Source organism: Candidatus Acetothermia bacterium, assembly GCA_024653305.1.
In the GTDB taxonomy this organism is placed as follows: Bacteria; Bipolaricaulota; Bipolaricaulia; order Bipolaricaulales; family Bipolaricaulaceae; genus JACIWI01.
In genome coordinates this window covers 13,608-37,656 of sequence record JANLFW010000014.1, presented here as the reverse complement: position 1 = coordinate 37,656, position 24,049 = coordinate 13,608, and the positions used below count along the sequence as shown (strand labels likewise).

Below are 24,049 nucleotides of genomic sequence, written 5' to 3'. Positions count from 1 at the left end.
CATCGTGCAGGGGGTCGATCCCTGGAGTGGAATGGACGCCCTCTGGCGGGATCGGTGTGGTGCGGCATTTGGGGTGATCGCCGTAGGTTCCGATGGGGTGGTATACCCATGCCAAGGCCTCATGGGGCCGGAATTCAAGGCTGGAAGCCTCGCTGAGAGCCCTCTCGCCGCGATCTACGAGGGCTCCGGGATCCTGGCACAAATCCGAGGGGTCACGGTTGCCGATATCCCTGGGTGCCGTGATTGCCCGTTCCGGTTCCTCTGCGGCGGGGGTTGTCGGGCCCTAGCTTACAACGCCTGCCGCCATCTTCTCGCCCCGATTCCGGAGGGGTACTGTGCGCTGAGCCGCCTTCTTGCGGAGTGGAAGCTGTGGGCGGCGGCCCTCCGCGAGCCAGGGCCAAAAGGACGGAACGCAGGCCCGCGAGAGCCCGGCGGCGGTGGGAGATCGCGTTCTTCTCCTCAGGGCTCATCTCCGCCAGGGTCCGCGTCTCCCCTTCTGGGATGAAGAGAGGATCGTAGCCGAAGCCGCCGCTGCCCCGCGGCGCATCCGCGATCCGGCCTTCGAGCACGCCCTCGGCCGTCCAGATCCGCCCGTCCGGGAGGGCCAGGGCGGCCACGGTCCGGAACCGGCCCCGCCGGTCGGAGGCCCCCGCGAGGAGCGAAAGGAGCCTTCGGTTGTTCGCAGCGGGGTCCTTGTCTTCCCCAGCAAACCGGGCCGAACGGACCCCGGGTGCCCCGCCGAGGGCGTCCACCTCCAGGCCGGAGTCCTCGGCCAGGGTCGGGTAGCCGGTGAGGCGAGCAAGCGTGCGGGCTTTGGCCACCGCGTTGGCGTGGAAGGTACCCCCCTCTTCGGCGACCTCAGGGACCTGGATCTCGTGGGGCGTGAGCCACACGATCCCCGGGATGTGGCCCAGGATGCCGCGGATCTCCCGGAGTTTCCCGGGGTTCCCCGTCCCGATCAGGACCTTCACATCGTCTTCACGCCGCGCAGCGCAAGCGAGGACGCGAAGTGGCAGGTGGCGAAGTGCTTGTCGCCGTAGTCCTTGAACTTCGGCGTCTCTTGCGAGCAGATCTCCTTGGCGTACTGGCAGCGGGGGTGGAAGTAGCAGCCCTTGGGCGGGTTGACCGGGCTCGGCACGTCCCCCTGGAGGATGATCCGTTCCGCCTGGTAGTCCGGGTCCGGCACCGGCACCGCGGAAAGCAGCGCCTCGGTGTAGGGGTGAAGCGGCTTCGTAAACAGGATCTCGGTAGCCGCGAGCTCCACGATCTTCCCGAGGTACATCACCGCCACCCGGTCCGAGATGTGCTTCACCACCGAGAGGTCATGGGCCACGAAGAGGTACGTGAGGTTGAACTGGTCCTGGAGGTCCTCGAGCAGGTTCAGCACCTGGGCTTGGATGGACACATCGAGGGCGCTCACGGGCTCGTCGCACACCACGAGCTGGGGATCCAACGCGAGCGCCCGGGCGATGCCGATGCGCTGCCGCTGGCCCCCGGAGAACTCGTGGGGATAGCGCCGCATGTGCTCGGGCTTCAGCCCCACCGCCTCCAGGAGCTCCTTCACCCGTTCTTGCACCTCGCGGCCCCGGGCCACCCGGTGGACGATGAGGGGCTCGCCGATGATGTCCCCCACCGTCATGCGGGGGTTCAGCGAGGAGTAGGGGTCCTGGAAGATGATCTGCATCTCCCGCCTGAGGAGCTTCAGGGTGCGCTTGCCGGTCCGGGCGATGTCCACCTCTTGGTTCAGGGTCTTGGAGCGGAACCACACTTCCCCGGCGGTGGGCTCCACCAGGCGCAGGATGGCCCGGCTGCACGTGGTCTTGCCGCACCCGGACTCCCCCACGAGGCCCAGCGTCTCCCCGGCGGGGATGAACAGGTCCACATCGTCCACCGCCTTCACCCAGCCCACCACCCGGCGGAGCACGCCGCGCCGAACCGGGAAGTACTTCTTGAGCCCCTTGACCCGGAGCAGGATGTTGTCCTCTGTCATCTCGGCGGTCATCTTCACCCCCTACGCGTACAGCCAGCACGCAGCTTTATGCTCCTCGGCCACCTCTTTGAGGGGGGGCATCTCTCGGGAGCAGATCTCCATCACATGCGGACACCGTGGGTTGAACGGGCACCCGGGCGGCGCGTCCAGCGGGTCGGGCACGACCCCCTTGATCGGCTCCAGCCGCTTCTTCTTGGTGGCGAGCGAAGGGATGGAGTGGAGCAGCCCTTGGGTGTAGGGGTGCTTGGGGTCGTGGTACAGGGGGCGCACCGGGGCGTGTTCCACCACCTTCCCCAGGTACATCACCACCACCTCGTCGCACATCTCCGCCACCACTCCCAGGTTGTGGGTGATGAACATGATCGCGGTGCGGAACCGCTTCTGCAGGTCGCGCATGAGATCCAGGACCTGGGCCTGGATGGTGACATCGAGGGCGGTGGTCGGTTCGTCGGCGATGAGGAGCGACGGGTTGCAGGACAGGGCCATGGCGATCATCGCCCGTTGCCGCATCCCGCCGGAGAGCTGGTGGGGGTACTCGTCCACCCGTTGCTCGGGGAGGGGGATCCCCACTTGGCGGAGCATCTCGATCGCCTTTTCCCGGGCCTCCTTCTTGGACACCTTTTGGTGGAGGATGATGGCCTCCATGATCTGGTAGCCCACGGTGAACACCGGGTTCAGGGAGGTCATCGGCTCCTGGAAGATCATGGCGATCTCTTTGCCGCGGATGCCCCGGTATTCCCTGCCCTTGGGGTTGAGCTTGGTGAGCTCCACGTTCTTCCCGTCCCGCCTGAGGACGATCGCCCCGCTCACGATCTTGCCCGGGGGCATCGGCACCAGGCCCATGATGGACAGGGCGGTCACGGACTTCCCGCACCCGGACTCCCCCACCACCCCCAGGGTTTGCTCGGGCTCGATGGCGAAGCTGACGCCGTCGACGGCCTTGACCACCCCGTCTTCCGTGTAGAAGTACGTCTTGAGGTCTCGAACTTCAACGAGCGGCACCGTGGCCCCCTATAGGATGGTCAGGATCAGGCCGAGGCCGAGGAACACCCCGCCGAGGACCCCGGTGGCCAGCTTCTTCGGATCCCGGGTCACATCCCGACCGAACACGGTGGCGGACATCCCTGCGCCGAACGCCCCGCCCAGCGTGGCATGCTCCGACATCTGGATGAGCACCAAGACCATGAGGGCCAGGCAGTCAAGGAGAAACAGGACCTGAAGCGCTGTTTTGATGATCGCCATCCCATCACGCTCCTGATCGCCCATTATAGCCATCGATCGGGGGCACGCAACCTGCGGTTCGGCATCGGGGTGGGCCCGGGGTAAAATGGAAGCGTTGAGCAAGTACGTGTTCGTCACCGGCGGCGTGGTGTCGGGCCTCGGCAAGGGGGTGGTCACCGCCTCGTTGGGGTGCCTCCTTCAGGCCCGTGGGGTCGCCGTCACCCTGCAGAAGATCGATCCCTACCTCAACGTCGATGCCGGCACCATGAACCCCTACGAGCACGGGGAGGTGTTCGTGACCCGGGACGGGCTGGAGACCGACCTGGACGTGGGGCACTACGAGCGGTTCCTCGGCCAGGACCTCGGGGCAGCCAACTACCTCACCACCGGGCAGGTGTACTGGGACGTGATCGGCCGCGAACGGCAAGGGGACTACCTCGGCCACACGGTGCAGGTCATCCCCCACATCACCGATGAGATCAAGCGCCTGATCCGCGGGGCCCTCGCCGCCACCGGGGCCGAGGTGGTGGTGGTCGAGGTGGGGGGCACGGTGGGGGACATCGAAGGCCTGCCTTATCTCGAGGCGATCCGGCAGCTTCGGGATGAGCTGCCGCGCCAGGACGTGTCCGTGGTCCACCTGAGCTACGTGCCCGTCCTCTCCACTACCGGGGAGCTCAAGACCAAGCCCACCCAGCACTCGGTGAAGGAGCTACGCGCGGTCGGGATCCAACCGGACTTCGTGGTTGCCCGGTGCCCGGTGCCCCTTCCCGAGGGGCTGCGGGCGAAGATCGCCCTGTTCTGCGATGTCGCCCCCGACCACGTGATCGAGGGCCGCGATCTTCCGTCCATCTACGAGGTGCCCCTGGCCCTGCGGGAGGAGGGGTTCGACGTGAAGCTCCTGGCCCGCCTTGGGCTGCCGGCCGAGGGCGGGGATCTGGCGGCGTGGGAGTCGTTCGTAAACAGGCTGCGCCACCCCTCGCGCCCGGTGCGCATCGGGATCGTGGGCAAGTACGTGGAGCTGCGTGACGCGTATTTGAGCATCATCGAGGCCCTGCACCACGCCGGGGCGGCCCTGGAGACGAAAGTGGACATCGCCTGGGTCCCGGCCGCCCGGGTGGAAGAGGAGGGGGAAGGGGCGCTCGGTGGCCTGGCGGGGATCCTCGTCCCGGGCGGGTTCGGGGAGCGGGGGATCGAGGGCAAGGTCCTGGCCGCGGGCTATGCCCGCCGGGCGGGGGTGCCGTTCTTCGGGATCTGCCTGGGCATGCAGTGCGCGGTGATCGCGTTCGCCCGGGAGGTCCTAGGCTGGCCGTGGGCCAACTCCACCGAGTTCGATCCGGGAACCCCTCACCCGGTGATCGACCTCCTCCCCGAGCAGGGGAAGGTCGCCGCCAAGGGGGGGACGATGCGGCTCGGGGAATACCCGGCGGTGCTCGCCCCGGGGAGCCTCGTCCACCGCCTGTACGGCCAGGACGAGATCGCCGAGCGCCACCGGCATCGGTACGAGTTCAACCCGAAGTACCTCTCGGCGTTCGCCGCCGTGGGGCTGCGGCCTTCGGCCCTGTCCCCGGACGGCCGGCTGGTGGAGGCGATGGAGGCGGTGGACCACCCGTGGTATGTGGGGGTCCAGTACCACCCCGAGTTCCGCTCTCGGCCGCTTCGCCCCCATCCCCTGTTCCTCGGGTTCGTCCAGGCATGCCTCGCTTCCTCGTCCCGCTGATCTTCTCCCTCGCTCTCGCCGCTCAGCCGGTGCAGGTGGAGGCGCCATGGCTGACCGTGTACGACGTGGACGGGCGGCCACGGTGGGAGGTGCGCATGACGTACCTCGCCCGCACCGACGAGGGCTGGGAAGGGGAGGGGGTCGAGGTGCGCCTGTTCCACGCGGGCGAGGTAGCCGTGGTGATCGCCGCCCATGCCATCCGCGCCGACCGGTTTGGCCGGGCGTGGACCCTGGTTGGGGATGTGACCGGCGAAGGGGAGGGGATCTCCTTTACCTGTGACCTCGCCCAGTGGTCCGGGGGGCTGGTCCTCGTGGGCCTGCGCGCCACGCGGGAGGGGATGTCCCTCGTCGCGGCCGAAGCCCGCTGGGCGTTGGGCGAGGGCATCGACCTCGTGGACGTCCAGGCCACCCTGGACGGGTGGGAGGTGAAGTTCGCCGACGGGCGGTACCTGTTCGAGGGCGGCCTCCTCCTGGCGTCCCGGGTGTTCATGGTTGGGCATGGGGTGGTGCTGGTCGGGGGGTCTCTCTCGGCCTGGCCGGGGGAGGGCCGGCTGAGCGTGCGGGGGGCATATCTTGTCCGGAATCCTTGAGGGCGAGGGGCTTGTTCGCGCGTTCGGCCGGCGGCGGGCGGTGGACGGCCTGTCCCTCGCGTTCCGGGCCGGGGAGGTGACCGGGCTCCTTGGTCCCAACGGGGCCGGCAAGACCACGACGTTCTACCTCTTGGCCGGGTTCCTCCGGCCGACCCAGGGGACCGTGCGGCTGGACGGCCGGGACATCACGGGGCTCCCGTTCTTCCGGCGGGCGCGGATGGGGATCCACTACCTCCCTCAGGAGCCGTCGGTGTTCCTGCGGGCCACGGTGGCGGGGAACCTGCGCCTGGCCCTGGAGGGGGCGAGGCTCCGTTGGAACGGGCGGGTCGACCAGGTGGTGGAGGAGCTGGGGCTCGGGGGGTTCCTGGACCGGCCGGTGGGGAAGCTCTCCGCCGGGGAGCGGCGCAAGGTGGAGACCGCCCGGGCTCTCGTGACCAAGCCAGCGTTCCTCCTCCTCGACGAGCCGTTCTCCGGGGTCGATCCGCTCACCGTGGCCGAGCTCGCCGCCCTGGTGCGGAGGCTCGCCGCAACCGGGATCGGGATCGCCGTGTGTGACCACAACGTGCGCGACACGCTTCGGATCACGGGCCGGGCCTACCTCATCCACGCCGGAAAGCTCCTCGCGGCGGGGACGCCGGAGGAGATCTTGGCCGATCCCAACGCCCGCCTCGCCTACCTCGGCGAGGCGTTCTCGCTTTAGAGGCCGTGACACCGAACGTGGTTCCTCGGAGCGCTCCGCGCCTCGCCAGCGAACCGTGGGTTCGCCTCACCCGTCACCCATTTTACGTACGGATCACGAATCACGGGACCACCCCTTCCAGCGCAAGGAGGCGGGCCTTCCAATGGGGCCCCGGGCCGAACCCGCCCACGCCCCCCGCCCGCGGGACCACGCGGTGGCAGGGGATCAAGATCGGGATCGGGTTCGCCCCCACCGCTTGGCCCACCGCCCGCGCCGCCCGAGGCCGCCCCACCCGCCGCGCCAGCTCCCCGTAGGTGACGGTGGCCCCGTACGGGACCTCCCGCAGGGCCATCCATACTGTGCGCTGGAACGGTGTCCCCACGAGGTCGAGCGGCAGGTCGAACGAGGTGCGTTCCCCCTCGAGGTACTCGGCGAGCTCGCGGGCGAGGGCGTCCACCAGCGGGGCGAGGACGCACGGAGGCTCCGGCGGAAACTCCCCGGGGAACCTCAGGGCCACGATCCCGCGCGCGTTGGCCGCGGCGTAGAACTCCCCCCATGCCGTGCGGACCCGTCCCCAGCCCATGGCGGGGGGAGCGTACATCGACGGGGATAGGGCGGGCAAGGCGGCGTTGGCCGGGTTCGGGTTCGCCCGTACAATGGCGCGCGATGCGCGTTCTGGCCCTGGGGTGGGAGGTCGAGGGGCCGGGGGTGGTGCGGGCCGAGTTCCCCACGGCCGAGTCCCTGGCCAGCTTCGATGCGGTGCTGATCGACCCCGAGCCGTTGCCCGAGCTGTGGCTTCACCAGGCGTCGCTGGAGCCCGATGGGATTTGGCGCCTGTACCCTGGGCGGGACCTCGGGCTATCCCGGGCCCTGGAGAACCTGTGTTCCGCCCGGCGGGAGGAGCTGGAGGACCTCCTCTTCCGCGGGGGCGGGATCGTGGGGGTGCGGGTGCGCCCTCCCGGGGAGGGGGTGGAGATCGCCGGGAACCCGCCACGGCGTCTCGATCGGTACGCGTTCCTCCCGCGGGTCTCCCTCACCGCCGGGCCCCACCATCTGGGCTTCTCCCAGGGGCTGCGGTTCCTCCCCCGCCGGGGGCGGGACGTGACCAACCTGGACGCGGCCCACCCGCTCTACCCGTACCTTTCGGCATTCCAAGCCCTCGGCTACGAGGCGGTGATCGCGGCGAGCTTGGGGGCCCCTCTGGAGGCGTTCGGCCAGGTGTTGGCGCGCACCCGGGTCGGGGACGTGGCGGCGTGGGACCTGCCGGTGGGGACCGGCCGGATCGTGTTCCTGCCCGCCTTCCCCGGGGCCCATCCCGCCGAAGCCGGGGAGCTTCTGGTCCCGGCGCTAGGGGCCCTGGCCTCGGCCCCGCTCGCGGCCGGGGCCCCGGATTGGCTTTCTGGGTACCGCTTGCCCGGGGAGGAGGAACTGGGCCGGGAGGAGGGAGAGCTCGCCCGGGAGCGGGAGCGGCTCGCCCGGCGGGAGGAGGGGCTTCGCGCGGCCCGAGAGGGCTACGATGCCCTGCGCGGCCTCCTGTTCCCGCGTGGGGTCCAGGGGTTGGCCGCCGCGGCCCGGGCCGCGCTCGCGCGCCTGGGGTTCGCGTGTTCTCCTGCGGTGGAGGGTCCCGGATCGTTTACGGCCACATCGCCGGATGGGGACCTCTTGGTGCGGGTTGCCCTCGCGCTGTTTTCCCCGGTGGGGCCGGAGGAGCACCGTGCCCTCCTCCTCGACCTCGACCGGCTGCGGGCCGACGGGGGCCGGGAGCTCCGGGGGATGCTCCTGGCCCTGGCCGAGCCGCGTCTGGACCCGCGTCGGCGGGGTCCGCAGTGGACGGACGCGGTCCGCCGCGGCTGCCGCGACCACCGGTTGGTCCTGACTTCTGCCTATGATCTATTCCGGGCGGTATCCCACGTGCTCGGCGGTGGGGAGGCGGCCGCGGTGCGGCGGTCGCTTCTCTCCACGGAAGGGGAGTGGCGGTGGAAGGGCTGACCCTGGCCCTCCTCCTCGCCTTCGTCATGGTGCCGGCCGTGGCGGGGGCGAGCTCCGCGTTCGCCCGGTGGGGCCGGGTCGGCCAGTACGTCCGCCCCGAGGGGCCGGCCCGACACGCCGAGAAGGCGGGCACCCCGACCATGGGGGGGATCGTCCCGCTGGGGGCGATCCTGGTCGGGGCCGGCGTCCTGTGGGGTGCGGGCGGTGGGCCGACGTGGGCCTCCGGGTTCGTCCTCGCCGCGACCGGGGCCGGGGCCGGGATGGGCCTCCTCGACGACCTCCGCTCCCAGCGGCGCCGGGCTTCCCTCGGGTTCTTCCCCCACCAAACGCTCCTCATCCAGGCCGCGCTGGGCGGGGCCTTGTTCGCGATGGTCCCGTTCCTCGGTGGCCTCGAATTGGCCGTCCCGTTTTCCTCGGTGCGGGTGCCCCTCTCCGCCATTCCCTGGTGGGCGCTCTTGCTCCTCGTGCTCGTGGCGTTCGTGGCCACCACGAACGCGGTGAACCTGACCGACGGCTTGGACGGCCTCGCCACCGGGGCGTGGGTCCTGGCCCTGCTCGGCCTCCTGCCCATGGTGGGGGGGAAGCCCGATCTCGTGGGCTTATGCCTCCTCGGGATCGGGGCGGGGGCCGGGTTCCTGTGGGCCAACGCCCACCCGGCCCACGTGTTTTTGGGGAACGTGGGGTCCATGGGGCTCGGTGGGTTCCTGTTCGGGGTGTCCTTCGCCGGGGGGGCGGTGTTCCTCCTCCCCCTCCTCGGGGGTCTGTTCGTGGTGGAGACGCTGTCCGTGATCCTCCAGGTGGCCTCGTACAAGCTCACCGGGACGCGCCTCCTCAAGATGTCCCCCCTTCACCACCACCTCGAGGCCGGGTCCGTCCCGTGGCGCCACCTCCTCCCCGGGCGGGAGTGGCCGGAGCCGAAGGTGGTGGCCCGCCTGTGGATCGTGGCCGGAGCGTTCGCCTTGCTGGGGGTGCTGGCCTGGATTGCGAATTAGAGCTTTGGGTTTCTTGGGTTGATAGGGTTCATTGGGTCCAGGTGCGGACCACGTCAGCGAGCGCTCCAACCTGACTATCCGGCGGCCCCAGCGAAACGCACGAACCCAAAGAACCCTACGAACCCAAACCGTTGAGCGCTTCCTCGAACGCGAGGGCAGCGGAAAGCACCCGCTCCTCGGAAAGCCTCGGCCCAATGAGCTGGAGCCCAAACGGAAGGCCGCCAACGGTCCCCCCCGGGATCGAGATCGCCGGGAGGCCGGCCAGGGCCGAGGGCAACGTGAACACGTCCGCGAGGTACATCGCGATCGGATCTTCCTTCTCCCCGAACCTGAACGCCGGGGTGGGCGAGGTCGGCCCGAGGATCAGGTCCACCTCGGCGAACGCGCCCGCAAAGTCACGGGCGATGAGCGTCCGCGCCCGCTGGGCCTTGCCGTAGTACTGGTCGTAGTAGCCGGCGGACAGGGCGAACGTGCCCAGGGCGATCCTGCGCTTCACCTCGGGACCGAACCCGACGGCGCGGCTGAGCGCGATCATCGCCCCCACCCGGTCCCCCTCCTCGCGCAGGGTGTACCGCACCCCATCGTACCGGGCGAGGTTGGCCGCCGCCTCGGCCGAGGCGATCAGGTAGTACGTGGGCAAGGCGTACTCCGTGGTCGGGAGGGTGATGTCCATCACCTTCGCCCCCAGTTCCTCGGCGACCTCCCGCCACCGTTCGACCAGGGCGAGTGCCTCTGGCCCCAGCTCCCGCGGGACGTACTCCTTGGGCACCCCGATCCGTACCCCGCGGAGGTCCGGGCGCAAGTCCGCGGTGTAGTCGTGGGGCGGCACGGGGAGGGATGTCGAGTCCAGCGGATCGTGTCCGGCGACGAGCGACAGGACGAGGGCAGCGTCGCGGACGCAGCCGGCGATGGGGCCGATTGTGTCCAGGCTGGAGGCGAACGCGACCAGGCCGTACCGGGACACGAGGCCGTACGTGGGCCGCAGCCCCACCACCCCGCACAGGGCAGCGGGCTGGCGCACCGAACCCCCGGTGTCGCTCCCCAACGCGGCCAGCGCCTCCCCGGCCGCCACCGCCGCCGCCGACCCGCCCGAGGAGCCGCCAGGAACGCGGGACGGGTCGTGCGGGTTGCGGGTGGGGCCGAACGCGGAGTGCTCGGTGGACGAGCCCATCGCGAACTCGTCCAGGTTCGTCTTCCCCTGCACCTGGGCCCCGGCGCTCCTGAGGCGGGCCACCGCGGTGGCCTCGTACGGGGACCGGAACCGCTCAAGCATCCGTGACCCGCAGGTGGTGGGAAGGTCCCGGGCACAGATGTTGTCCTTGATGGCGATGGGGAGCCCGCTCAGGGGAAGCCCGCTCAACGGTTCCCCGTCGGCGATCAGGCGGTTGGGATCGGCCAGGGAGAGAAACGCACGCACCGTGGGCTCGCAGGCCGCGATCCGCTCCCACAGCGCGGCGATGACCTCCTGAAGTGTCAGCTCATGGGTGCTCAGCTGGGCCCGGGCCTCGGTCAACGTCACTTGTGCCGGGGGTGGGACTTGAACCCACACGGGGGGTGAATACCCCACTGGATCCTGAGTCCAGCGCGTCTGCCAATTCCGCCACCCCGGCCGCAGACCCAATTCTATGAGGGGGTGGAGGCATGTCAAGATTTGACGGGCTTGCCGCGCATCCGTAGACTGTCGCCCGGGTGAGGGGGATGGCAGAGCTCAAAGACTTTCGCGTGTTCGCGGACCTCAAGCCGGAGGACCTGAGGAAGCTCGAGGGTTCGGTCCGGAAGATCGACTACGGGGCGGAGGAGCTCCTGTTCATGGAAGGGGCCCCGGCGTTCGGCTTCTACCTCGTCTTCTCCGGGGCGGTGAAGTTGGTGAAGCGGAGCGCCAAGGGGAAGTCCCAGATCCTCAAAATCGTGGGGCCCGGTGGCCTCGTCGGCGAGACGACCCTGTTCGACAAGGGGCTCCACAACGCGTACGCCAAGACCCTTGTCCCATCCACGGTGGGGTTCGTGGAGCGCGGGGATTTCTTTTACTTCCTCGAGCACCATCCCAAGGTCATCTTCCGCCTGTACGAGTACCTGTCCCAGGAGCTGAAGGCGTTCCAGAACAAGCTTGCCGAGCGGTCGTACGCGTCGAGCAAGGAGCGGCTTGCTCGCCTCATCCTGGCGCTGGATCGCTTGGGGATCGAGCTATCGCGCACCGAGCTCGCGGAGATGGCCGGGGTGTCCTCCAAGACCGCCATCCGCACCCTCGGGGAGCTGGAATCCCGCGGCATCATCGCCATCGACAACCGCCGCATCACCGTGCTCAAAGAGGAGTACCTCAAGCGGCTGATGGAGCCCTTCACCGTGCTGGTGGACGAGGCGATCATCATCTGAACGAGATCGGCCGACAATTTCCTCGCCGGCGGTGATGGCTGTCCTTGGCCCGGGGGGCCACAATCGGCCATAGTGTGAGGATGGTCTCGGGCAAGAGGGAACGGCGCAGGTTCAAGGGCGCTCACCTCGGGGTGAGCGTTGCCGTGTACGCCGCCGTGGCCCTGGTCCTGTGGGGGCTAGAGCAGGGACATGAGCCGACGGTGTTCATCCTCGGGGTCACCGTGGCCCTCGGGGTGGCGGCCCTGCTCCTGGGGTGGCTGGGGGTGGCGGTGGGCTTGGGAGCCAGCCTGCTTTTGGCCTTGCCCGGGCTGCTCAGGCAGCCGCTGGTGTTGTGGGTGGTGACCGGCCTTCTCCTCCTCGGGGTGGCGTTGATTGCCAGCATGGCTGGGCACCTGTGGCAGCGGCGCACGGTCAAGCGCGAGGTCCACCACCGGCTGGAGGCCTGCTACGGCGAGGAGATCTTCGAGAACTCCCTGAACATCATCCACGTGGTGGATCGGGAAGGGAACGTGATCCGCCGCAACCGCAAGTCCCGCGAGCTTTTGGGGTGGCCGCACAAGCGGTCCCTCCACTTCACCGAATACGTCCATCCGCAGGACATCGGCCGGTTCAAGGCGGAGCTGGAGTCCCTGTTCGAGCGGGGAGAGCTCCGGGCGGTGGAGCTGCGGTTCGTGTCCGAAGGGAAGCGGATCGTCCCGGTGGAGCTGCAGGCGAAGCGGGTCACCGGGCGGGTGGCGGTGATGGAGGCCCAGGATCGGGGCGAGGTGGTGGCCCTGGAACGCCGGCTGGCCGAAGAGGAAGCGCGCTACCGCCACCTCATCGAAGACGGGATCGACACCTTGGACCTCGGGGTGATCTTGGTCGACCGGCAGGGGCACGTGCTGTGGTCCAACCGCGCGGTGGGGGAGTTCTTCGGGCTGGACCGGGACGGGCTGATCGGGCTCCCCGCCGGGCGGGCCCTGGACCGGTTCGTGCGCGTCCTGGAGTCGCCGGAGGAGTTCCTGGCCCGGGTCCAGGAGGCGTACCGGGGAGGTAAGCCGATCGACGGGTACATCGTGCGCGTGCGGCCGGGCCCGAACCGGGCGGAGCGGGTCCTGCAGTACCGGTCCATCCCCATCGAGACGGAGCGGTACCGGGGCGGGCGCATCGACTACTACGCGGACATCACCGAGCTCAAGCGACTGGAAGAGCAACTGGTCCAGCAAAAGGAGCGGCTCGAGGAGGTGAACCGCAAGCTCAAGGAGTTCAACTCCGCCGTGTCCCACGACCTCAGGAAGCCGGCCCTGACCGCGCTCGGGTACGTGCAGATGATCCTTCGCCGCTGCGATGGCGAGCTCCCCCAGGCGGTGCGCGAGGACCTCCTCAAGGTGGAGGGCCGCCTCCTGCGGATGGAGAAGCTGATCACCGATCTCCTGCACTTCTCCACCATCCGCATCGACCCGGTTTCGTTCGAGGGGGTGGATCTGCACCGGTTGCTCCAGGAGACCAAGGAGGACCTGGGATCGGTGCTGGTGGGGGTGAACCTGCAGGTGGCCGAGGACCTGCCGGTGGTGTACGGTGTCCCGACCCTGATCAGCGAGTTGTTTGCGAACCTGATCCAGAACGCGGTCAAGTTCAACGACAAGGCCTTGCCGGTGGTGGAAGTGGGATGGAAGGGATATTCCGGGGGCACGTACCTCTTCTATGTGCGGGACAACGGTCCTGGTATCGAAGCCCAGTACCTGGAAAAGATATTCGGGATCTTTGAGAAGCTTGATCCCAATAAAGAGGGCACCGGGGCCGGCCTGGCGATCTGCCGCCGGATCGTGGAGGAACACGGTGGGCGAATCTGGGCGGAGTCCGAGCTGGGCAGCGGGACCACGTTCTACTTCACTTTGCCGAAGGTGCCCGCGAGAAAAGGGGTGGAAAGCGATGCCCGTTGAGCGGCGAATGACCATCCTGGTGGTGGAAGACGATGAGATGGACTACGAGCTGATCGAGCGCTCAGTCCGCTCGCTGGAAAAGGCAGGGCTGCGCTACGACCTTCACTGGGCGAAGGATGGGGCCGAGGCGCTCAACTTCCTGTTTCGCAAGGGGAAATTCGCGGATGCCCCCCGACCGAACCTGATCCTCCTCGACCTCAAGCTCCCCAAGAAGTCGGGGATGGAAGTCCTCGAGGCGATCAAGGGGGACGAGCGTCTGCGCAAGATCCCGGTGGTGGTGCTCACCGTTTCCACCGATGAGGAGGAGATGGTGCGGGCGTACGACTCGGGGGCGGCTGGGTTCCTGAACAAGCCCGGGTCTCCCGAGGACTTCGACCGCCTGCTCACCACGGTGTGGGATTACTGGCGCATCGCCCGGCTTCCCGACTGAGTTCGTCGCTTTTGTCCCCGGGCGAAGCGATCGATGCCCCCTCTGGCAGTGCGCGTCGTCCTTTCGTTTGCTCCCGGTGTGAGCCAATATCCGTTGGGAATCGCCGCGTGCTCAAGGGCGTGGTGCCGGCTCAGGGGGTGTCCGGCCCTAGGGACCGGGGGAGCAAGGTTGGATCCGGCCCAAGAGAGCTGCCGTTCGAATCGGCCGAGCACGCGGCCGAGGCGCCGCTTCGCATGGCCTCCTTTTTCCTCGCCGGGGGAGGGCCTACCGCCCTCCCCCGCCTCGCTTAAGCCCCAGCAAGGCCGCGAGCAGCGCGTCCGCCGCCTGACGGACCGACACCTCTTCCTCGACGGCCAGCCAACAGTTGGCCATCGCCAAGAGCACGTCCAAAGCAGCACCGGCTTCCGTAGGGAGCCAATCCGGCCTTTCCTGGTCCAGGTACTCCTTGATCGGGACGGGGAGCCGCAGGTACAGGGGCGACGGGGCGAGGAGCGTCCCCTGGGCGAGGGACGCCGCGTGAAAGCTCCATTCCTCGCCCATCTCCCGGGCTTCCCGTGCCGCCGCCGCGCCCAGGGCGTCCAGCGTCGTCCAAAGCTCGCCGAACCGGGCCCGCAGCTCCTCGCGGGCGTCGGGAGCTGGAGAAGCCAGGGCGACCCGGATGTCCACGGTCATCGCGTGAACGGTGGCCAAGGCCTCCCTGGTGGCGGGCCAGTGCGGGTCGTCCCGAAGCCGCTCCTGCCAAGCGGCGGCCGTGGCCTGGGCGTCGCTCAGGGCTTGATCGACCGCCGCCGGATCGGGCCCGGTCATGCCGAGGACGAGGTGGAGTTGGTCGTACAGGACCGCCGGGGCGAACCGGGCCACGAGCAGAGCGAGCGCCGCGCCGACCTGCGCCGGGGTCGGTTGGGCACCACCACCCGCCCCCAGGGGTAGGGCGGCCACGATCATCAACGAAAGAAACCTCCGCATCCCTCGATATTCTAACACGTCCCTTGTCTCTACACCCCATCTTAGCTAGAATAGTTTAATCTACGGGGCTTTTCGGCCCCGGGAAAACGGGGTGATCCAGGGTGCGCAAGTGGGGAATGTGGGTTCTGGTGGCCGCGATGTTGCTCGCGGTGCCGGCGTTTGCGGGTCCGGCCCTGAAGGGCAAAGTAGCGGTGGTGCTGGACGTTGGCGGACGAGGCGACCTCTCGTTCAACGACATGGGGTTCAAGGGCACGGACCAGGCAGCCCAGGACTTCGGCCTGGAGATGGTGGAGGTCCAGAGCGCCACGGCCGCCGACTACCTGCCGAACCTGCGGAACCTGGCCCGGACGCGGGAGTACGACCTCATCATCTGCGTGGGGTTCCTCCTCGGGGACGCCCTCGCCCAGGCGGCGACGGAGTTCCCGAACCAGAAGTTCGCGATCATCGACTCGGTCGTGGACGCCCCCAACGTGATGAGCATCGTGTTCCGGGAGAACGAGATGAGCGCCCTCATCGGGGCCCTGGCGGCAATGGCCGCCGCTCACCACGGCTACCCCAAGGCCGGCGTGGTGCTGGGGATTGAGATCCCAGTTCTGTACCACTTCGAGGCCGGGTTCCGGTTCGGGATGGACTGGGGGAACAAGCAGTACGCCGCGGTGACGGGCAAGCCCGCCCAGGTGGAGATGCTGTACACGTACACCGGCTCGTTCAGCGACATCGCGCTGGGGAAGGCGGCCACCGAGGCCATGCTCGCCCAGGGCGCGGTGGGGGTGTACAACGTGGCGGGCCCGCTGGGGATCGGGGACCTGGAGGCGATCACGGAGTACCACCGCAACCGGGGGACCCGCTCCGGACCGCCGTACTACTTCGGCGTGGACGCAAACCAGGACTGGATGGGCAAGGGCCTCCACGGCCTGGCCAGCGGAATGAAGCGGGTGGACACCGGGTGCTACATGGCGGTGAAGGCCGTGGTCGAGGGGACGTTCACAGGCGGCATCGTGAGCCTGGGCCTCGCCGAGGGCGGCGTGGGGATCAGCAAGTACGGCGACCTCCTGGAGTTCATCGAGTTCGGGGTGAAGGCAGGCGCCCTGAAGCCGGAGGACATCGCCGAGACGATCCTCAACTGGCAGGCCAACCGGGCCACGCTCCCCGACTGGATCTGGGCGGCGATCGATGAGCTTGAGGCCGGGATCCTCAACGGGACGATCCAGGTCCCGACCGCGGACACCGTAGCCGAGATGCAGGCGGTCCGCGCCAAGTACACGTTGGGCGCCCCGTAGGGCCCCGGCGGTGGACAGCGTGGACTAGACTGACAGGGAGAGGGGAACGTCGTTCCCCTCTCCCTGTCTTCTGTCACCAAGGGCACTCCCATGACCGAAACGTCGCGCCCCCGCAGTGACGGGTACTTCCTCCGGGCGGAGCGGATCACCAAGATCTACTCCGATGGCACGGTCGCCGTCCGCGACGCGACGGTGGAGCTCCGCCCCGGGGAGATCGTGGGCCTCCTCGGGGAGAACGGGGCGGGCAAGACAACGCTCACCAAGATCCTGTCTGGTCTTCTCCCCCCGACCCGGGGCCGGGTAGTCTCCCCCCGGGGGCGGGTCAGCTTCTCCAGCCCCCGCCAGGCCCTGGACTTCGGGATCGGGATGGTCCACCAGCACTTCGCCCTCGTGGGAACGTTCACCGCGGTGGAGAACGTGGCCCTGTCCCACGAGCGGCCGCTCGCGCCCCTCACGTTGGCCGCCACGCGGGCCAAGCTCGAGGCCCTGATGGAGGAAAGCGGGCTCAAGGTTCCCCTCGACGTCCCGGTGGAGAAGCTCGCCGTGGGGGAGCAGCAGCGGGTGGAGATCCTCAAGGTCCTGTCCCGGGACGTGGACCTCCTCATCCTCGACGAGCCCACGAGCGTCCTCACCCCCCTCGAGGTGGACGAGCTGTTCCAGCTCCTTGGGCGGCTGCGGGATGCGGGGAAGGCAATCGTCCTCATCACCCACAAGCTGAAGGAGGTGGGCTCGATCACGGACCGGGTGGTGGTCCTCCGCCGGGGGATGGTGGTGGGCGACGTACGGACCGCGGACGTGACGAAGGAGGAACTGGCCCAGCTCATGGTGGGGAAGGCGGTGGAGGCCCGGGCGGGGCGGGCGGTGGAGCTCTCCACGGCAGAGATCCCCGTCCACAGTGCGCCCCGAACGGGGTCCCAGGGGCCAGGGGTCCTCCACGTGGAGAACCTGTCCGTGGCTGGGGACACGAGACCCGTGGCCGTGCACGACCTTTCGTTCGACGTCCGCGCCGGGGAGATCTTCGGGATCGCCGGGGTGGAGGGGAACGGTCAGACCGAGCTTGTGGAGGCCCTGACCGGGCTCCGGCCGGCCCTCACGGGCACGGCGACAATCCAGGGGAAGAACATCCTCGGCCTGGACCCGCGCCAGATCTACAAGCTCGGCGTGGCCCACATCCCCGAGGACCGGTGGGTGCTGGGGCTGGTCCTCCAGTTCACGCTGGCCGAGAACGCGATCCTCGGGGTGCACCGGTGGGACGAGTTTCGGGGGCCCCTGTCGGTCCTCCGCTGGAGGAGGATCAACGCCCATGTGCGGTCGCTCATGGAGCGGTTCGAGATCCAGGCCACGGGCCCAGCCGCCCCGGCCAAGAGCCTGTCGGGCGGCAACCAGCAGAAGCTCATCGTGGGGCGGGAGCTCGCCAAGGACCCGGCGATCGTCATCGCCTTCCAGCCCACGCGGGGGCTCGATGTGGGCGCAGCGCAGTACATCCGGGACACGCTGGTGGAGATGCGGGACCGGGGGCGAGCCATCCTCCTTGTTTCGGCGGACCTGGACGAGGTGCTGGCCCTGTCCGACCGGGTGGCGATCATGTACGAGGGACGGTTCATGACCGTGGCCCGGCCGGAGGAGCTGGACCGGGAGAGGATCGGGATGCTCATGGGCGGAGTGGGGGTGAAGGGATGACGGGGGCGGACGTTCGTCCGGGGGGAAGGCTCCTGCGTGGGGCCCACCGCACGCTTTCCGGGCTCCACCCGGCGCTGGAGTCGGTGCTCGCGGCGGTCCTGGGGCTCCTCGTGGGGGCGGTGCTCATGTACATCTGGGGGTACGAGCCGTGGCACGCGTACTGGGCGCTCCTCAAGGGGGCATTCGGCGGAAGCTATGAGATCGCAAGCTCGATTGCCCGCGGTGTCCCCCTCATCCTCACTGCGCTCACGTTCTCGATTTGCGTGCGGGCGGGGATGTTCAACATCGGAGCCGAGGGCCAGATGTACGTGGGGGCCGCGGCGGCGGTGACGGTGGCCTACTTCAAGCTCCCCGCGGGCCTCCACCTCCTCGTGGGGATCGCCCTGGCCGGGATCGCCGGGGCCCTGTGGAGCCTGGGGCCGGCCCTCCTCAAGCTCACCCGGGGGGTGAGCGAGGTCATCTCCACGATCATGTTCAACTGGATGAGCCGCTTTCTCGTGTTCTACCTCGTGGCCCAGGTGCTCGTGGATCCCAGGCGGGCCGAGAAGACGGTGAGCGTGCCCCGCACGGCGCGGTTCCCGATCCTGGTGGCGGGAACGGACCTGTCCTACTCCGTGTTCCTCGCCGTGGCGTTTGCCCTCCTCGTCTACTTCCTCCTCTGGCACACGGCCACGGGCTACGAGATGCGGGCTGCGGGGCTCAACCCCACCGCGGCTCGGTACGGCGGGATCTCGATCAAGCGCACGATCCTCCTCAGCTTCGTGCTCGGGGGGATCGGGGCCGGCCTGGCCGGGGCGGCGACGACGATGGGCCTTCCGCCCACCTACGCCATCATCAGCGGGCTGCCGGAGCTCATGAACCTGGGGTTCGACGGGATGGCGGTGGCGATGGTCGGCCGGAACCACCCGATTGGGATCCTCGTCGCGGCCCTGTTCTTCGGCGGCCTCAACGCCGGGGGCCGGGTGATGCAGTTCTACGGCGCCAACCCCGTGCCTTTGGAGATGATCCGGGTCGTCATGGGGGCGATCGTCCTGGCGATGGCGATTCCCGAGCTGATCCGGATCTTCCCCGCCCTGGCCGCAGCCGGGCGGGGGCTTGTGGGGAGCTTCACCCGGGCGAAGAAGGAGACGGCATGAACTGGGCAAGCATCCTCGACCTCCTGCGGATCTCCCTCCACGCCATGGTCCCCATCACCCTGACCGCGGTGGGGGAGATCATCGGGGAGACCGCGGGGCTGTTCAATATTGGCCTGGAGGGGATTCTCCTCACGAGCGCCTTTGTGGGGGTGCTCGGGGCGAAGGCGGGGGGGGCTATCGTCGGCCTCCTGGCGGGCGTGGCGGTGGGGCTGGCCCTTGGCCTGGTGTTCTCCGTGATCTGCACGTACTGGAAGGGGACCCAGATGATCGCCGGAATCGGGATCAACCTGTTTGCGTTGGGGTTCGTGGCGTTTGGTTTGATCAAGCTGGGGGCCCCTGGGTTCCACGCCGTCCCGCCGGAGGCCCAGCTTCTCAAGCTGCGGACGCCGATGGGGGCCCTCTCCCCCCTCATCTTCGTGGCCCTCGTCGTGCCCTTCTTGGCGCACCTTTTCCTCAACCGGACGAGGGCGGGGCTCATCCTCAAGGCAGCGGGGGAGAACCCCGAGGCGGCGGACGTAGCGGGGATCAACGTGAACCTGATCCGGCTGCTCGCGACTACGGTGGGGGGGGCGCTCGCCGGCCTCGCCGGGGCGTACATGTCCGTGGCCTGGTTTGGGTCGGTGACGAAGGAGCTGTCCGCCGGCCGGGGGTTCATCGCCCTGGCCACGGTGGTATTCTCCGGCCTCAACCCGCTCCTGGGGCTCGTGGGCGGGTTCATCTTCGGCTTCTTCCAGAGCCTGGCCACGTGGATCAAGACCCTGCCCACGAAGACGATCCCGTGGCAGTTCGTGGACATGCTCCCCTACATCGTGACCCTGCTTGTGGTGTCGGGGGTCGTGGGCCGGGTGCGTTTCCCGAAGGCCCTCGGGGTCCCGTACAAGCGGGAGTGAGATGAGAGGCCTCCCAGCATGTTTGCCCTGCCCAGGCGCTCCCGTATAATCCGCGCCAAATGGCGTCCCTTAAGGCGAGGCCGCGCCACTTCGTGGATGCGCTGGACTTCTCTACCGAAGAGTACCGCGCCCTGATCTCCCTTGCCCACGACATCATGGACGCCCCCGCCCGGTGGCAGGACGTCTGCGCCGGCAAGGTCATGGTTACCCTGTTCTACGAGCCCAGCACCCGCACCCGCCTTTCGTTCGAGGCGGCCATGCAGAGGCTTGGCGGGAGGGTCCTCACCGTGGCCGACCCGGCCACCAGCTCCGCCGCCAAAGGGGAGGGACTCGCCGACGCCATCCGTACCGTGTGCGCCTACTCCGACATCGTGGTTCTGCGCCACCCCAAAGAAGGGGCGGCCAGGCTCGCCGCCCTGTACGCCTCGGTTCCCCTGATCAACGCCGGAGACGGGGCCCGGGAGCATCCCACCCAGACCCTGACCGACCTGTGCACGATTCAATCGTTCAAGGGAAGGCTCGAGGAGCTCTCCGTGGCCTTGTGCGGGGACCTCAAGTACGGGCGAACGGTGCACTCCCTCATCAAGGCCTTGGCCTGCTTTCCTGGGATCGACCTTATCCTCATCTCCCCGGTGGAGCTCCGCCTCCCCGAGGCGGTGAAGGAGGAGGTACGGGCGCTCAACCCGGGGATCACGTGGTGGGAGACGGCCGACCTCGAAGGGGGATTGGCCCGGGCCGACGTCCTGTACATGACCCGCATCCAACGGGAGCGGTTCTTCAACGAAGAGGACTACCTACGCCTGCGGGATTCTTTCGTCCTGACCCCGGACAGGCTGGTCCAGGCCAAGAAAGACCTGATCGTGATGCACCCCTTGCCGCGGGTGGTGGAGATCCACCCGGCGGTGGACGACGACCCCCGCGCGGTGTACTTCCAGCAAGCCCGCCTGGGGATGTTCGTGCGGATGGCGCTCGTCACCTATCTGCTTGGGGTGAGGCCATGTTGAGGGTGGACTCCATTCAACGGGGGATCGTGCTGGACCACATCCAACCGGGAACCGGGTTTTCCATCTTCGAGCGGTTGGGGCTGCGGGAGGCCGACTACTCGGTGGCGCTCTTGATGAACGTGCCCAGCACCAAGATGGGCCGCAAGGACATGATCAAGATCGCCGAGGCGTTGGACCTGGACCTTACCATGCTCGGCTTGCTCGACCCCAACATCACCGTGAACTACATCGAGGGGGGCAAGGTCGTGCGCAAGGTGAAGCTCGGCCTCCCCGAGCGGGTGGAGGGGATCCTCCGCTGCAAGAACCCCCGGTGCATCACGTCCGCCGAGCCCTACGCCCCGGCCAAGTTCTCCCTGGTTGACCGCGACAAGAAAGAATACGCCTGTTTCTACTGCGGCGAACGCCTGCAGGCATGAGCTCGCTCCTCATCAAGGACGTACGGCTGGTCGACGCCCTGGGGGAGTCGTACGGAGACCTCCTCGTGCGGGATGGGGTCATCTGGGCCATGGGGAAGGGGTTGGTCGCCCCGGGCGTCCCGGTGCTCGCCGGGGAGGGACGGACCCTGCTCCCGGCGTTCGTGGACCTCCACGCCCACTTCCGGGACCCGGGCCAGTCTGAAAAAGAGGACATCCTCACCGGGAGCTGGGCCGCGGCCAAGGGCGGGTACACGGCCGTGTCGGTGATGGCCAACACCCGCCCGGCGTGTGACCGGCCTGAGGTTGCCCAGTACGTGCGGAAGAAGGCCGAGGAGCATGCGGTGGTGGAGGTGTACCCGGTAGGGGCCATCACCCAGGGCCTGGCTGGGGAGGAGCTCGCCGACATGGAGGGGCTGGCTCCCCACGTGTGGGCGTTCTCCGACGATGGCCGAGGGGTGGAGCGGCCGGAGGTGGCCCTGGCCGCGTTTCGCGCGGCCGCCGCCTTGGGCCGGGTCATCTTCTCCCACTGCGAGTCCAGGGGGATCGCGGACCCAAGGCTCTCCGAGGAGCTGATGGCCGGACGGGACCTCTGGCTCGCCCGGTGGACCGGATGTCGGGTGCACATCGCCCACGTGGCGAGCCCCGGGACGGTGGAGCTCGTGGAGTGGGCCAAGGCGCGCGGGGTGGCGGCCACCTGCGAGGTCACCCCCCACCACCTGTGCCTGGAGGGGGAGTACCGGGTGAACCCCCCGCTGTGCGACGAAGCTGCCCGGAAACGGCTCCTCTCGGCCCTCCGGGAGGGACGGATCGACGCGGTGGCCACCGACCATGCCCCCCATACTCCGGAGGACAAGCGGCGGGGAGCCCCGGGGATCTCCGGCATCGAGACGGCCTTCCCGCTCCTCTTCACCCATCTCGTGCGGGAGGGGGAGATCGCCCTTTCCCAACTGTCCCGACTCATGTCCCTGTCCCCGGCCCGCATCCTGGGGGTGCCCAAAGGGCGGCTCGCCGTGGGGATGGACGGGGACGTGGTGTTGTTCGAGGACGCGCCGTTCACCGTGACCGAGGACTTCTTCTTCTCCCGGGGGAAGAACACCCCCCTTCTCGGGCAAACGCTGTGGGGGAAGGTCTGGGCCACGGTGCACCGGGGAGACGTGATCTTCCTCGCCGGGCGCGTCAAGGGGAGGGACGGGGATGATCATCGACCGGTTGGCTGAGGCGGTGGCCACCCGGGGGCCGGTGTGCGTGGGCCTGGACCCAACCCCGGATCTGATCCCGGGTTCGCTCGCGGGGCTGCCTCTCCCCGAGGCGGTGACGAGGTTCAACCAGGAGGTCGTGGAGGCCACCCTGGACGTGGTCGCCTGCTACAAGGTGCAGATCGCGCACTACGAGGCGATGGGGGTCGAGGGGCTTCGCTGCTACGCCGAAACCTTGCGCCACATCCGGGGTGCGGGGGGCATCGTGATCGGCGACGTGAAGCGCGGGGACATCGGGACGACCAGCGCCATGTACGCCGCGGCCCACCTGAGCGGGGAGTTCGAGGCGGACTTCGTGACGTTGAACCCGTACCTCGGGTTCGACGCGGTGGGCCCGTTTCTCCCCTACCTCAAGGACGGGGCCAAGGGCCTGTTCGTCCTTGTCCGCACCTCCAACCCGTCCGCGGGCGACGTCCAGGACCTGCGCTGTGGGGGAAGGCCGGTGTACCTCCACGTGGCCGGGCTTGTGCACCGGTGGGGGGAGGGACTGCGGGGGAGATCGGGGTTCAGCGCCATCGGCGGGGTGGTGGGCGGCACCTACCCTGACGAGCTTGCTGAGGTGCGAGCGGAGTTCCCATCGCTGTTCCTCCTCGTCCCCGGGTACGGCGCCCAGGGGGCGAAGGCCGAGGAGGTGGCCCGGGCGTTCGTCGGCGGCACGGGGGCCGTGGTCGCCGCGTCGCGGTCCATCATCGGGGCCCACCGCGGCAAGCCCGGGGCCCGGTTCGCCGAGCATGCCCGCGAGGCGGTCCTTAGGATGCGGGAGGAGATCGCGCGGTGCCTTGCCTGAACACGGTCCCGGTGGTGGCGAACGAGGAGGTGGGGCCGGGGGCGTTCCTCCTGCGGGCCGAAGGGGACTTCCCCGCCGCCCCCGGGCAGTTCTACCTCCTCCGGGCGTGGCCGCGTGATCCCTTGCTCTCCCGGCCGATGTCGGTGTTCGACCGCGAGTCGGACCACATCTCGTTCCTCATCTTCGTGCGGGGTGAGGGGACGCGGCGCCTGGCAGGACTTAGGCCGGGGGATCCTCTGACCCTGTTTGGGCCGCTCGGGACCCCCGTGCGCCCGCGGGGAGGGCGGATGGCCCTGGTGGGCGGGGGTTCCGGGATCGCCCCCCTGTACCTCGCCGCCAAGGAGTTCCGCACCGCGGGGGAGGTGGACGCCTTTCTGGGCTTCCGCGACCGGCCGTTCCTGGTTTCCTCGTTTCAGGGGGTAGCGTCCCGGGTGCACGTGGCGTCGGAGGTGGGGGCCGGGGGGAAGAAGGGCGTGGTGACCGAGATCTTCCGCCCCCACGGGTACGACGCGTGCTACGCGTGCGGGCCGAACGGGATGCTCAACCGGGTGTGGCAGGCCTGTCGCTCGGCTGGGGTACCGCTCTACGTGTTCCTGGAAGAGCGCATGGCCTGTGGAGTCGGGGCGTGCCGGGGGTGCGCGGTGCGGACGGTGGGGGGGTTCCGCCTGGTGTGCCGGGACGGGCCCGCATTTCCGGCCGAGGAGGTGATCTGGGACGGCTGACCTTTCGGT

At 68.9% G+C, this 24,049-nt stretch carries 23 protein-coding genes, 1 tRNA gene and 1 pseudogene; 17 read left to right on the top strand and 8 right to left on the bottom strand.

The window, feature by feature from the left end:
• Nucleotides 1-410 precede the first annotated feature (410 nt).
• The 4 genes and pseudogenes from rdgB to secG all read right to left on the bottom strand — a co-directional run bounded on the left by rdgB (nt 411) and on the right by secG (nt 3,232).
• Nucleotides 411-971 (bottom strand): annotated as a pseudogene (rdgB, locus tag NUV94_06150) (RdgB/HAM1 family non-canonical purine NTP pyrophosphatase).
• Nucleotides 968-1,990, bottom strand: coding sequence for a dipeptide ABC transporter ATP-binding protein (locus NUV94_06145; protein ID MCR4392342.1), 1,023 nt, complete (start codon nt 1,988-1,990; stop codon nt 968-970). The pseudogene rdgB and the gene NUV94_06145 overlap by 4 nt, the downstream one beginning before the upstream one ends.
• Nucleotides 1,991-2,011: 21 nt before the next feature.
• Nucleotides 2,012-2,992 carry an ABC transporter ATP-binding protein gene (locus tag NUV94_06140; GenBank protein ID MCR4392341.1) on the bottom strand — a complete coding sequence of 327 codons (981 nt, stop codon included), beginning with the start codon at nt 2,990-2,992 and terminating at the stop codon, nt 2,012-2,014.
• Between the two features lie 9 nt (nt 2,993-3,001).
• Nucleotides 3,002-3,232, bottom strand: a complete 231-nt coding sequence (gene secG, locus NUV94_06135; GenBank protein MCR4392340.1) for a preprotein translocase subunit SecG — start codon at nt 3,230-3,232, stop codon at nt 3,002-3,004.
• 94 nt (nt 3,233-3,326) lie between these two features.
• On the opposite strand from secG, the gene NUV94_06130 reads away from it, so the two are divergent.
• The 3 genes from NUV94_06130 to lptB are packed head-to-tail and all read left to right on the top strand — an operon-like array spanning nt 3,327 to nt 6,218.
• On the top strand, nt 3,327-4,928 hold the full coding sequence (locus NUV94_06130) for a CTP synthase (GenBank protein MCR4392339.1): 1,602 nt from the start codon (nt 3,327-3,329) through the stop codon (nt 4,926-4,928).
• On the top strand, nt 4,904-5,518 hold the full coding sequence (locus NUV94_06125; protein ID MCR4392338.1) for a hypothetical protein: 615 nt from the start codon (nt 4,904-4,906) through the stop codon (nt 5,516-5,518). The genes NUV94_06130 and NUV94_06125 overlap by 25 nt, the downstream gene beginning before the upstream one ends.
• The gene (lptB, locus tag NUV94_06120) at nt 5,502-6,218 is read left to right on the top strand and encodes an LPS export ABC transporter ATP-binding protein (GenBank protein MCR4392337.1); all 717 of its coding nucleotides are present in this window, start codon (nt 5,502-5,504) and stop codon (nt 6,216-6,218) included. The genes NUV94_06125 and lptB overlap by 17 nt, the downstream gene beginning before the upstream one ends.
• 100 nt (nt 6,219-6,318) lie before the next feature.
• On the opposite strand, the gene NUV94_06115 is transcribed toward lptB, so the two are convergent.
• A complete protein-coding gene (locus NUV94_06115; protein MCR4392336.1) occupies nt 6,319-6,780 on the bottom strand; it encodes a methylated-DNA--[protein]-cysteine S-methyltransferase in 462 nt (153 codons plus the stop codon).
• Between the two features lie 83 nt (nt 6,781-6,863).
• Here NUV94_06115 and NUV94_06110 point away from each other — a divergent pair, with 83 nt between their 5' ends.
• A complete protein-coding gene (locus NUV94_06110) occupies nt 6,864-8,186 on the top strand; it encodes a hypothetical protein (protein ID MCR4392335.1) in 1,323 nt (440 codons plus the stop codon).
• A complete protein-coding gene (mraY, locus tag NUV94_06105) occupies nt 8,174-9,178 on the top strand; it encodes a phospho-N-acetylmuramoyl-pentapeptide-transferase (GenBank protein ID MCR4392334.1) in 1,005 nt (334 codons plus the stop codon). Before NUV94_06110 ends, mraY begins: the two co-directional genes overlap by 13 nt.
• A 115-nt stretch (nt 9,179-9,293) precedes the next feature.
• Here the strand turns inward: mraY and gatA are convergent, their stop codons facing one another.
• Nucleotides 9,294-10,691, bottom strand: coding sequence for an Asp-tRNA(Asn)/Glu-tRNA(Gln) amidotransferase subunit GatA (gene gatA, locus NUV94_06100; protein ID MCR4392333.1), 1,398 nt, complete (start codon nt 10,689-10,691; stop codon nt 9,294-9,296).
• 9 nt (nt 10,692-10,700) lie between these two features.
• A tRNA-Leu gene (locus NUV94_06095) sits at nt 10,701-10,788 on the bottom strand.
• An 88-nt stretch (nt 10,789-10,876) separates the two neighbouring features.
• Here NUV94_06095 and NUV94_06090 point away from each other — a divergent pair.
• The 3 genes from NUV94_06090 to NUV94_06080 all read left to right on the top strand — a co-directional run bounded on the left by NUV94_06090 (nt 10,877) and on the right by NUV94_06080 (nt 13,903).
• Nucleotides 10,877-11,551: a Crp/Fnr family transcriptional regulator gene (locus NUV94_06090; GenBank protein MCR4392332.1), complete on the top strand. Its 675-nt coding sequence runs from the start codon at nt 10,877-10,879 to the stop codon at nt 11,549-11,551.
• Nucleotides 11,552-11,631: 80 nt separating this feature from the next.
• On the top strand, nt 11,632-13,473 hold the full coding sequence (locus NUV94_06085) for an ATP-binding protein (GenBank protein MCR4392331.1): 1,842 nt from the start codon (nt 11,632-11,634) through the stop codon (nt 13,471-13,473).
• Nucleotides 13,463-13,903: a response regulator gene (locus NUV94_06080; protein MCR4392330.1), complete on the top strand. Its 441-nt coding sequence runs from the start codon at nt 13,463-13,465 to the stop codon at nt 13,901-13,903. The genes NUV94_06085 and NUV94_06080 overlap by 11 nt, the downstream gene beginning before the upstream one ends.
• 264 nt (nt 13,904-14,167) lie before the next feature.
• On the opposite strand, the gene NUV94_06075 is transcribed toward NUV94_06080, so the two are convergent.
• The gene (locus NUV94_06075) at nt 14,168-14,869 is read right to left on the bottom strand and encodes a hypothetical protein (protein MCR4392329.1); all 702 of its coding nucleotides are present in this window, start codon (nt 14,867-14,869) and stop codon (nt 14,168-14,170) included.
• A gap of 101 nt (nt 14,870-14,970) precedes the next feature.
• Here NUV94_06075 and NUV94_06070 point away from each other — a divergent pair, with 101 nt between their 5' ends.
• From NUV94_06070 to NUV94_06030, 9 genes are all read left to right on the top strand, one after another.
• On the top strand, nt 14,971-16,149 hold the full coding sequence (locus NUV94_06070) for a BMP family ABC transporter substrate-binding protein (protein ID MCR4392328.1): 1,179 nt from the start codon (nt 14,971-14,973) through the stop codon (nt 16,147-16,149).
• Between the two features lie 90 nt (nt 16,150-16,239).
• Nucleotides 16,240-17,829, top strand: coding sequence for an ABC transporter ATP-binding protein (locus NUV94_06065; GenBank protein MCR4392327.1), 1,590 nt, complete (start codon nt 16,240-16,242; stop codon nt 17,827-17,829).
• A complete protein-coding gene (locus NUV94_06060; protein MCR4392326.1) occupies nt 17,826-18,965 on the top strand; it encodes an ABC transporter permease in 1,140 nt (379 codons plus the stop codon). Before NUV94_06065 ends, NUV94_06060 begins: the two co-directional genes overlap by 4 nt.
• Nucleotides 18,962-19,855: an ABC transporter permease gene (locus NUV94_06055; GenBank protein ID MCR4392325.1), complete on the top strand. Its 894-nt coding sequence runs from the start codon at nt 18,962-18,964 to the stop codon at nt 19,853-19,855. The genes NUV94_06060 and NUV94_06055 overlap by 4 nt, the downstream gene beginning before the upstream one ends.
• Nucleotides 19,856-19,914: 59 nt before the next feature.
• Nucleotides 19,915-20,859: an aspartate carbamoyltransferase gene (gene pyrB / locus NUV94_06050; protein ID MCR4392324.1), complete on the top strand. Its 945-nt coding sequence runs from the start codon at nt 19,915-19,917 to the stop codon at nt 20,857-20,859.
• Entirely contained in the window at nt 20,853-21,275 is a 423-nt protein-coding gene (locus NUV94_06045) for an aspartate carbamoyltransferase regulatory subunit (protein ID MCR4392323.1), read from the top strand. The genes pyrB and NUV94_06045 overlap by 7 nt, the downstream gene beginning before the upstream one ends.
• Entirely contained in the window at nt 21,272-22,492 is a 1,221-nt protein-coding gene (locus tag NUV94_06040) for a dihydroorotase (protein MCR4392322.1), read from the top strand. The genes NUV94_06045 and NUV94_06040 overlap by 4 nt, the downstream gene beginning before the upstream one ends.
• Entirely contained in the window at nt 22,470-23,318 is an 849-nt protein-coding gene (gene pyrF / locus NUV94_06035; protein ID MCR4392321.1) for an orotidine-5'-phosphate decarboxylase, read from the top strand. Before NUV94_06040 ends, pyrF begins: the two co-directional genes overlap by 23 nt.
• Nucleotides 23,306-24,040, top strand: coding sequence for a dihydroorotate dehydrogenase electron transfer subunit (locus NUV94_06030; protein MCR4392320.1), 735 nt, complete (start codon nt 23,306-23,308; stop codon nt 24,038-24,040). Before pyrF ends, NUV94_06030 begins: the two co-directional genes overlap by 13 nt.
• Nucleotides 24,041-24,049 lie beyond the last annotated feature (9 nt).

Bases quoted from the DNA above. Each gene is read 5' to 3' on its own strand.
- NUV94_06060 (MCR4392326.1), top strand. From the start codon at position 17,826: ATGACGGGGGCGGACGTTCGTCCGGGGGGAAGGCTCCTGCGTGGGGCC.
- NUV94_06145 (MCR4392342.1), bottom strand. From the start codon at position 1,990: ATGACAGAGGACAACATCCTGCTCCGGGTCAAGGGGCTCAAGAAGTAC.
- pyrF (MCR4392321.1), top strand. From the start codon at position 22,470: ATGATCATCGACCGGTTGGCTGAGGCGGTGGCCACCCGGGGGCCGGTG.
- NUV94_06055 (MCR4392325.1), top strand. From the start codon at position 18,962: ATGAACTGGGCAAGCATCCTCGACCTCCTGCGGATCTCCCTCCACGCC.
- NUV94_06110 (MCR4392335.1), top strand. From the start codon at position 6,864: ATGCGCGTTCTGGCCCTGGGGTGGGAGGTCGAGGGGCCGGGGGTGGTG.
- NUV94_06090 (MCR4392332.1), top strand. From the start codon at position 10,877: ATGGCAGAGCTCAAAGACTTTCGCGTGTTCGCGGACCTCAAGCCGGAG.
- NUV94_06080 (MCR4392330.1), top strand. From the start codon at position 13,463: ATGCCCGTTGAGCGGCGAATGACCATCCTGGTGGTGGAAGACGATGAG.
- NUV94_06065 (MCR4392327.1), top strand. From the start codon at position 16,240: ATGACCGAAACGTCGCGCCCCCGCAGTGACGGGTACTTCCTCCGGGCG.
- NUV94_06125 (MCR4392338.1), top strand. From the start codon at position 4,904: ATGCCTCGCTTCCTCGTCCCGCTGATCTTCTCCCTCGCTCTCGCCGCT.
- pyrB (MCR4392324.1), top strand. From the start codon at position 19,915: ATGGCGTCCCTTAAGGCGAGGCCGCGCCACTTCGTGGATGCGCTGGAC.
- secG (MCR4392340.1), bottom strand. From the start codon at position 3,232: ATGGCGATCATCAAAACAGCGCTTCAGGTCCTGTTTCTCCTTGACTGC.
- NUV94_06075 (MCR4392329.1), bottom strand. From the start codon at position 14,869: ATGCGGAGGTTTCTTTCGTTGATGATCGTGGCCGCCCTACCCCTGGGG.
- NUV94_06045 (MCR4392323.1), top strand. From the start codon at position 20,853: ATGTTGAGGGTGGACTCCATTCAACGGGGGATCGTGCTGGACCACATC.
- NUV94_06115 (MCR4392336.1), bottom strand. From the start codon at position 6,780: ATGGGCTGGGGACGGGTCCGCACGGCATGGGGGGAGTTCTACGCCGCG.
- NUV94_06040 (MCR4392322.1), top strand. From the start codon at position 21,272: ATGAGCTCGCTCCTCATCAAGGACGTACGGCTGGTCGACGCCCTGGGG.
- NUV94_06085 (MCR4392331.1), top strand. From the start codon at position 11,632: ATGGTCTCGGGCAAGAGGGAACGGCGCAGGTTCAAGGGCGCTCACCTC.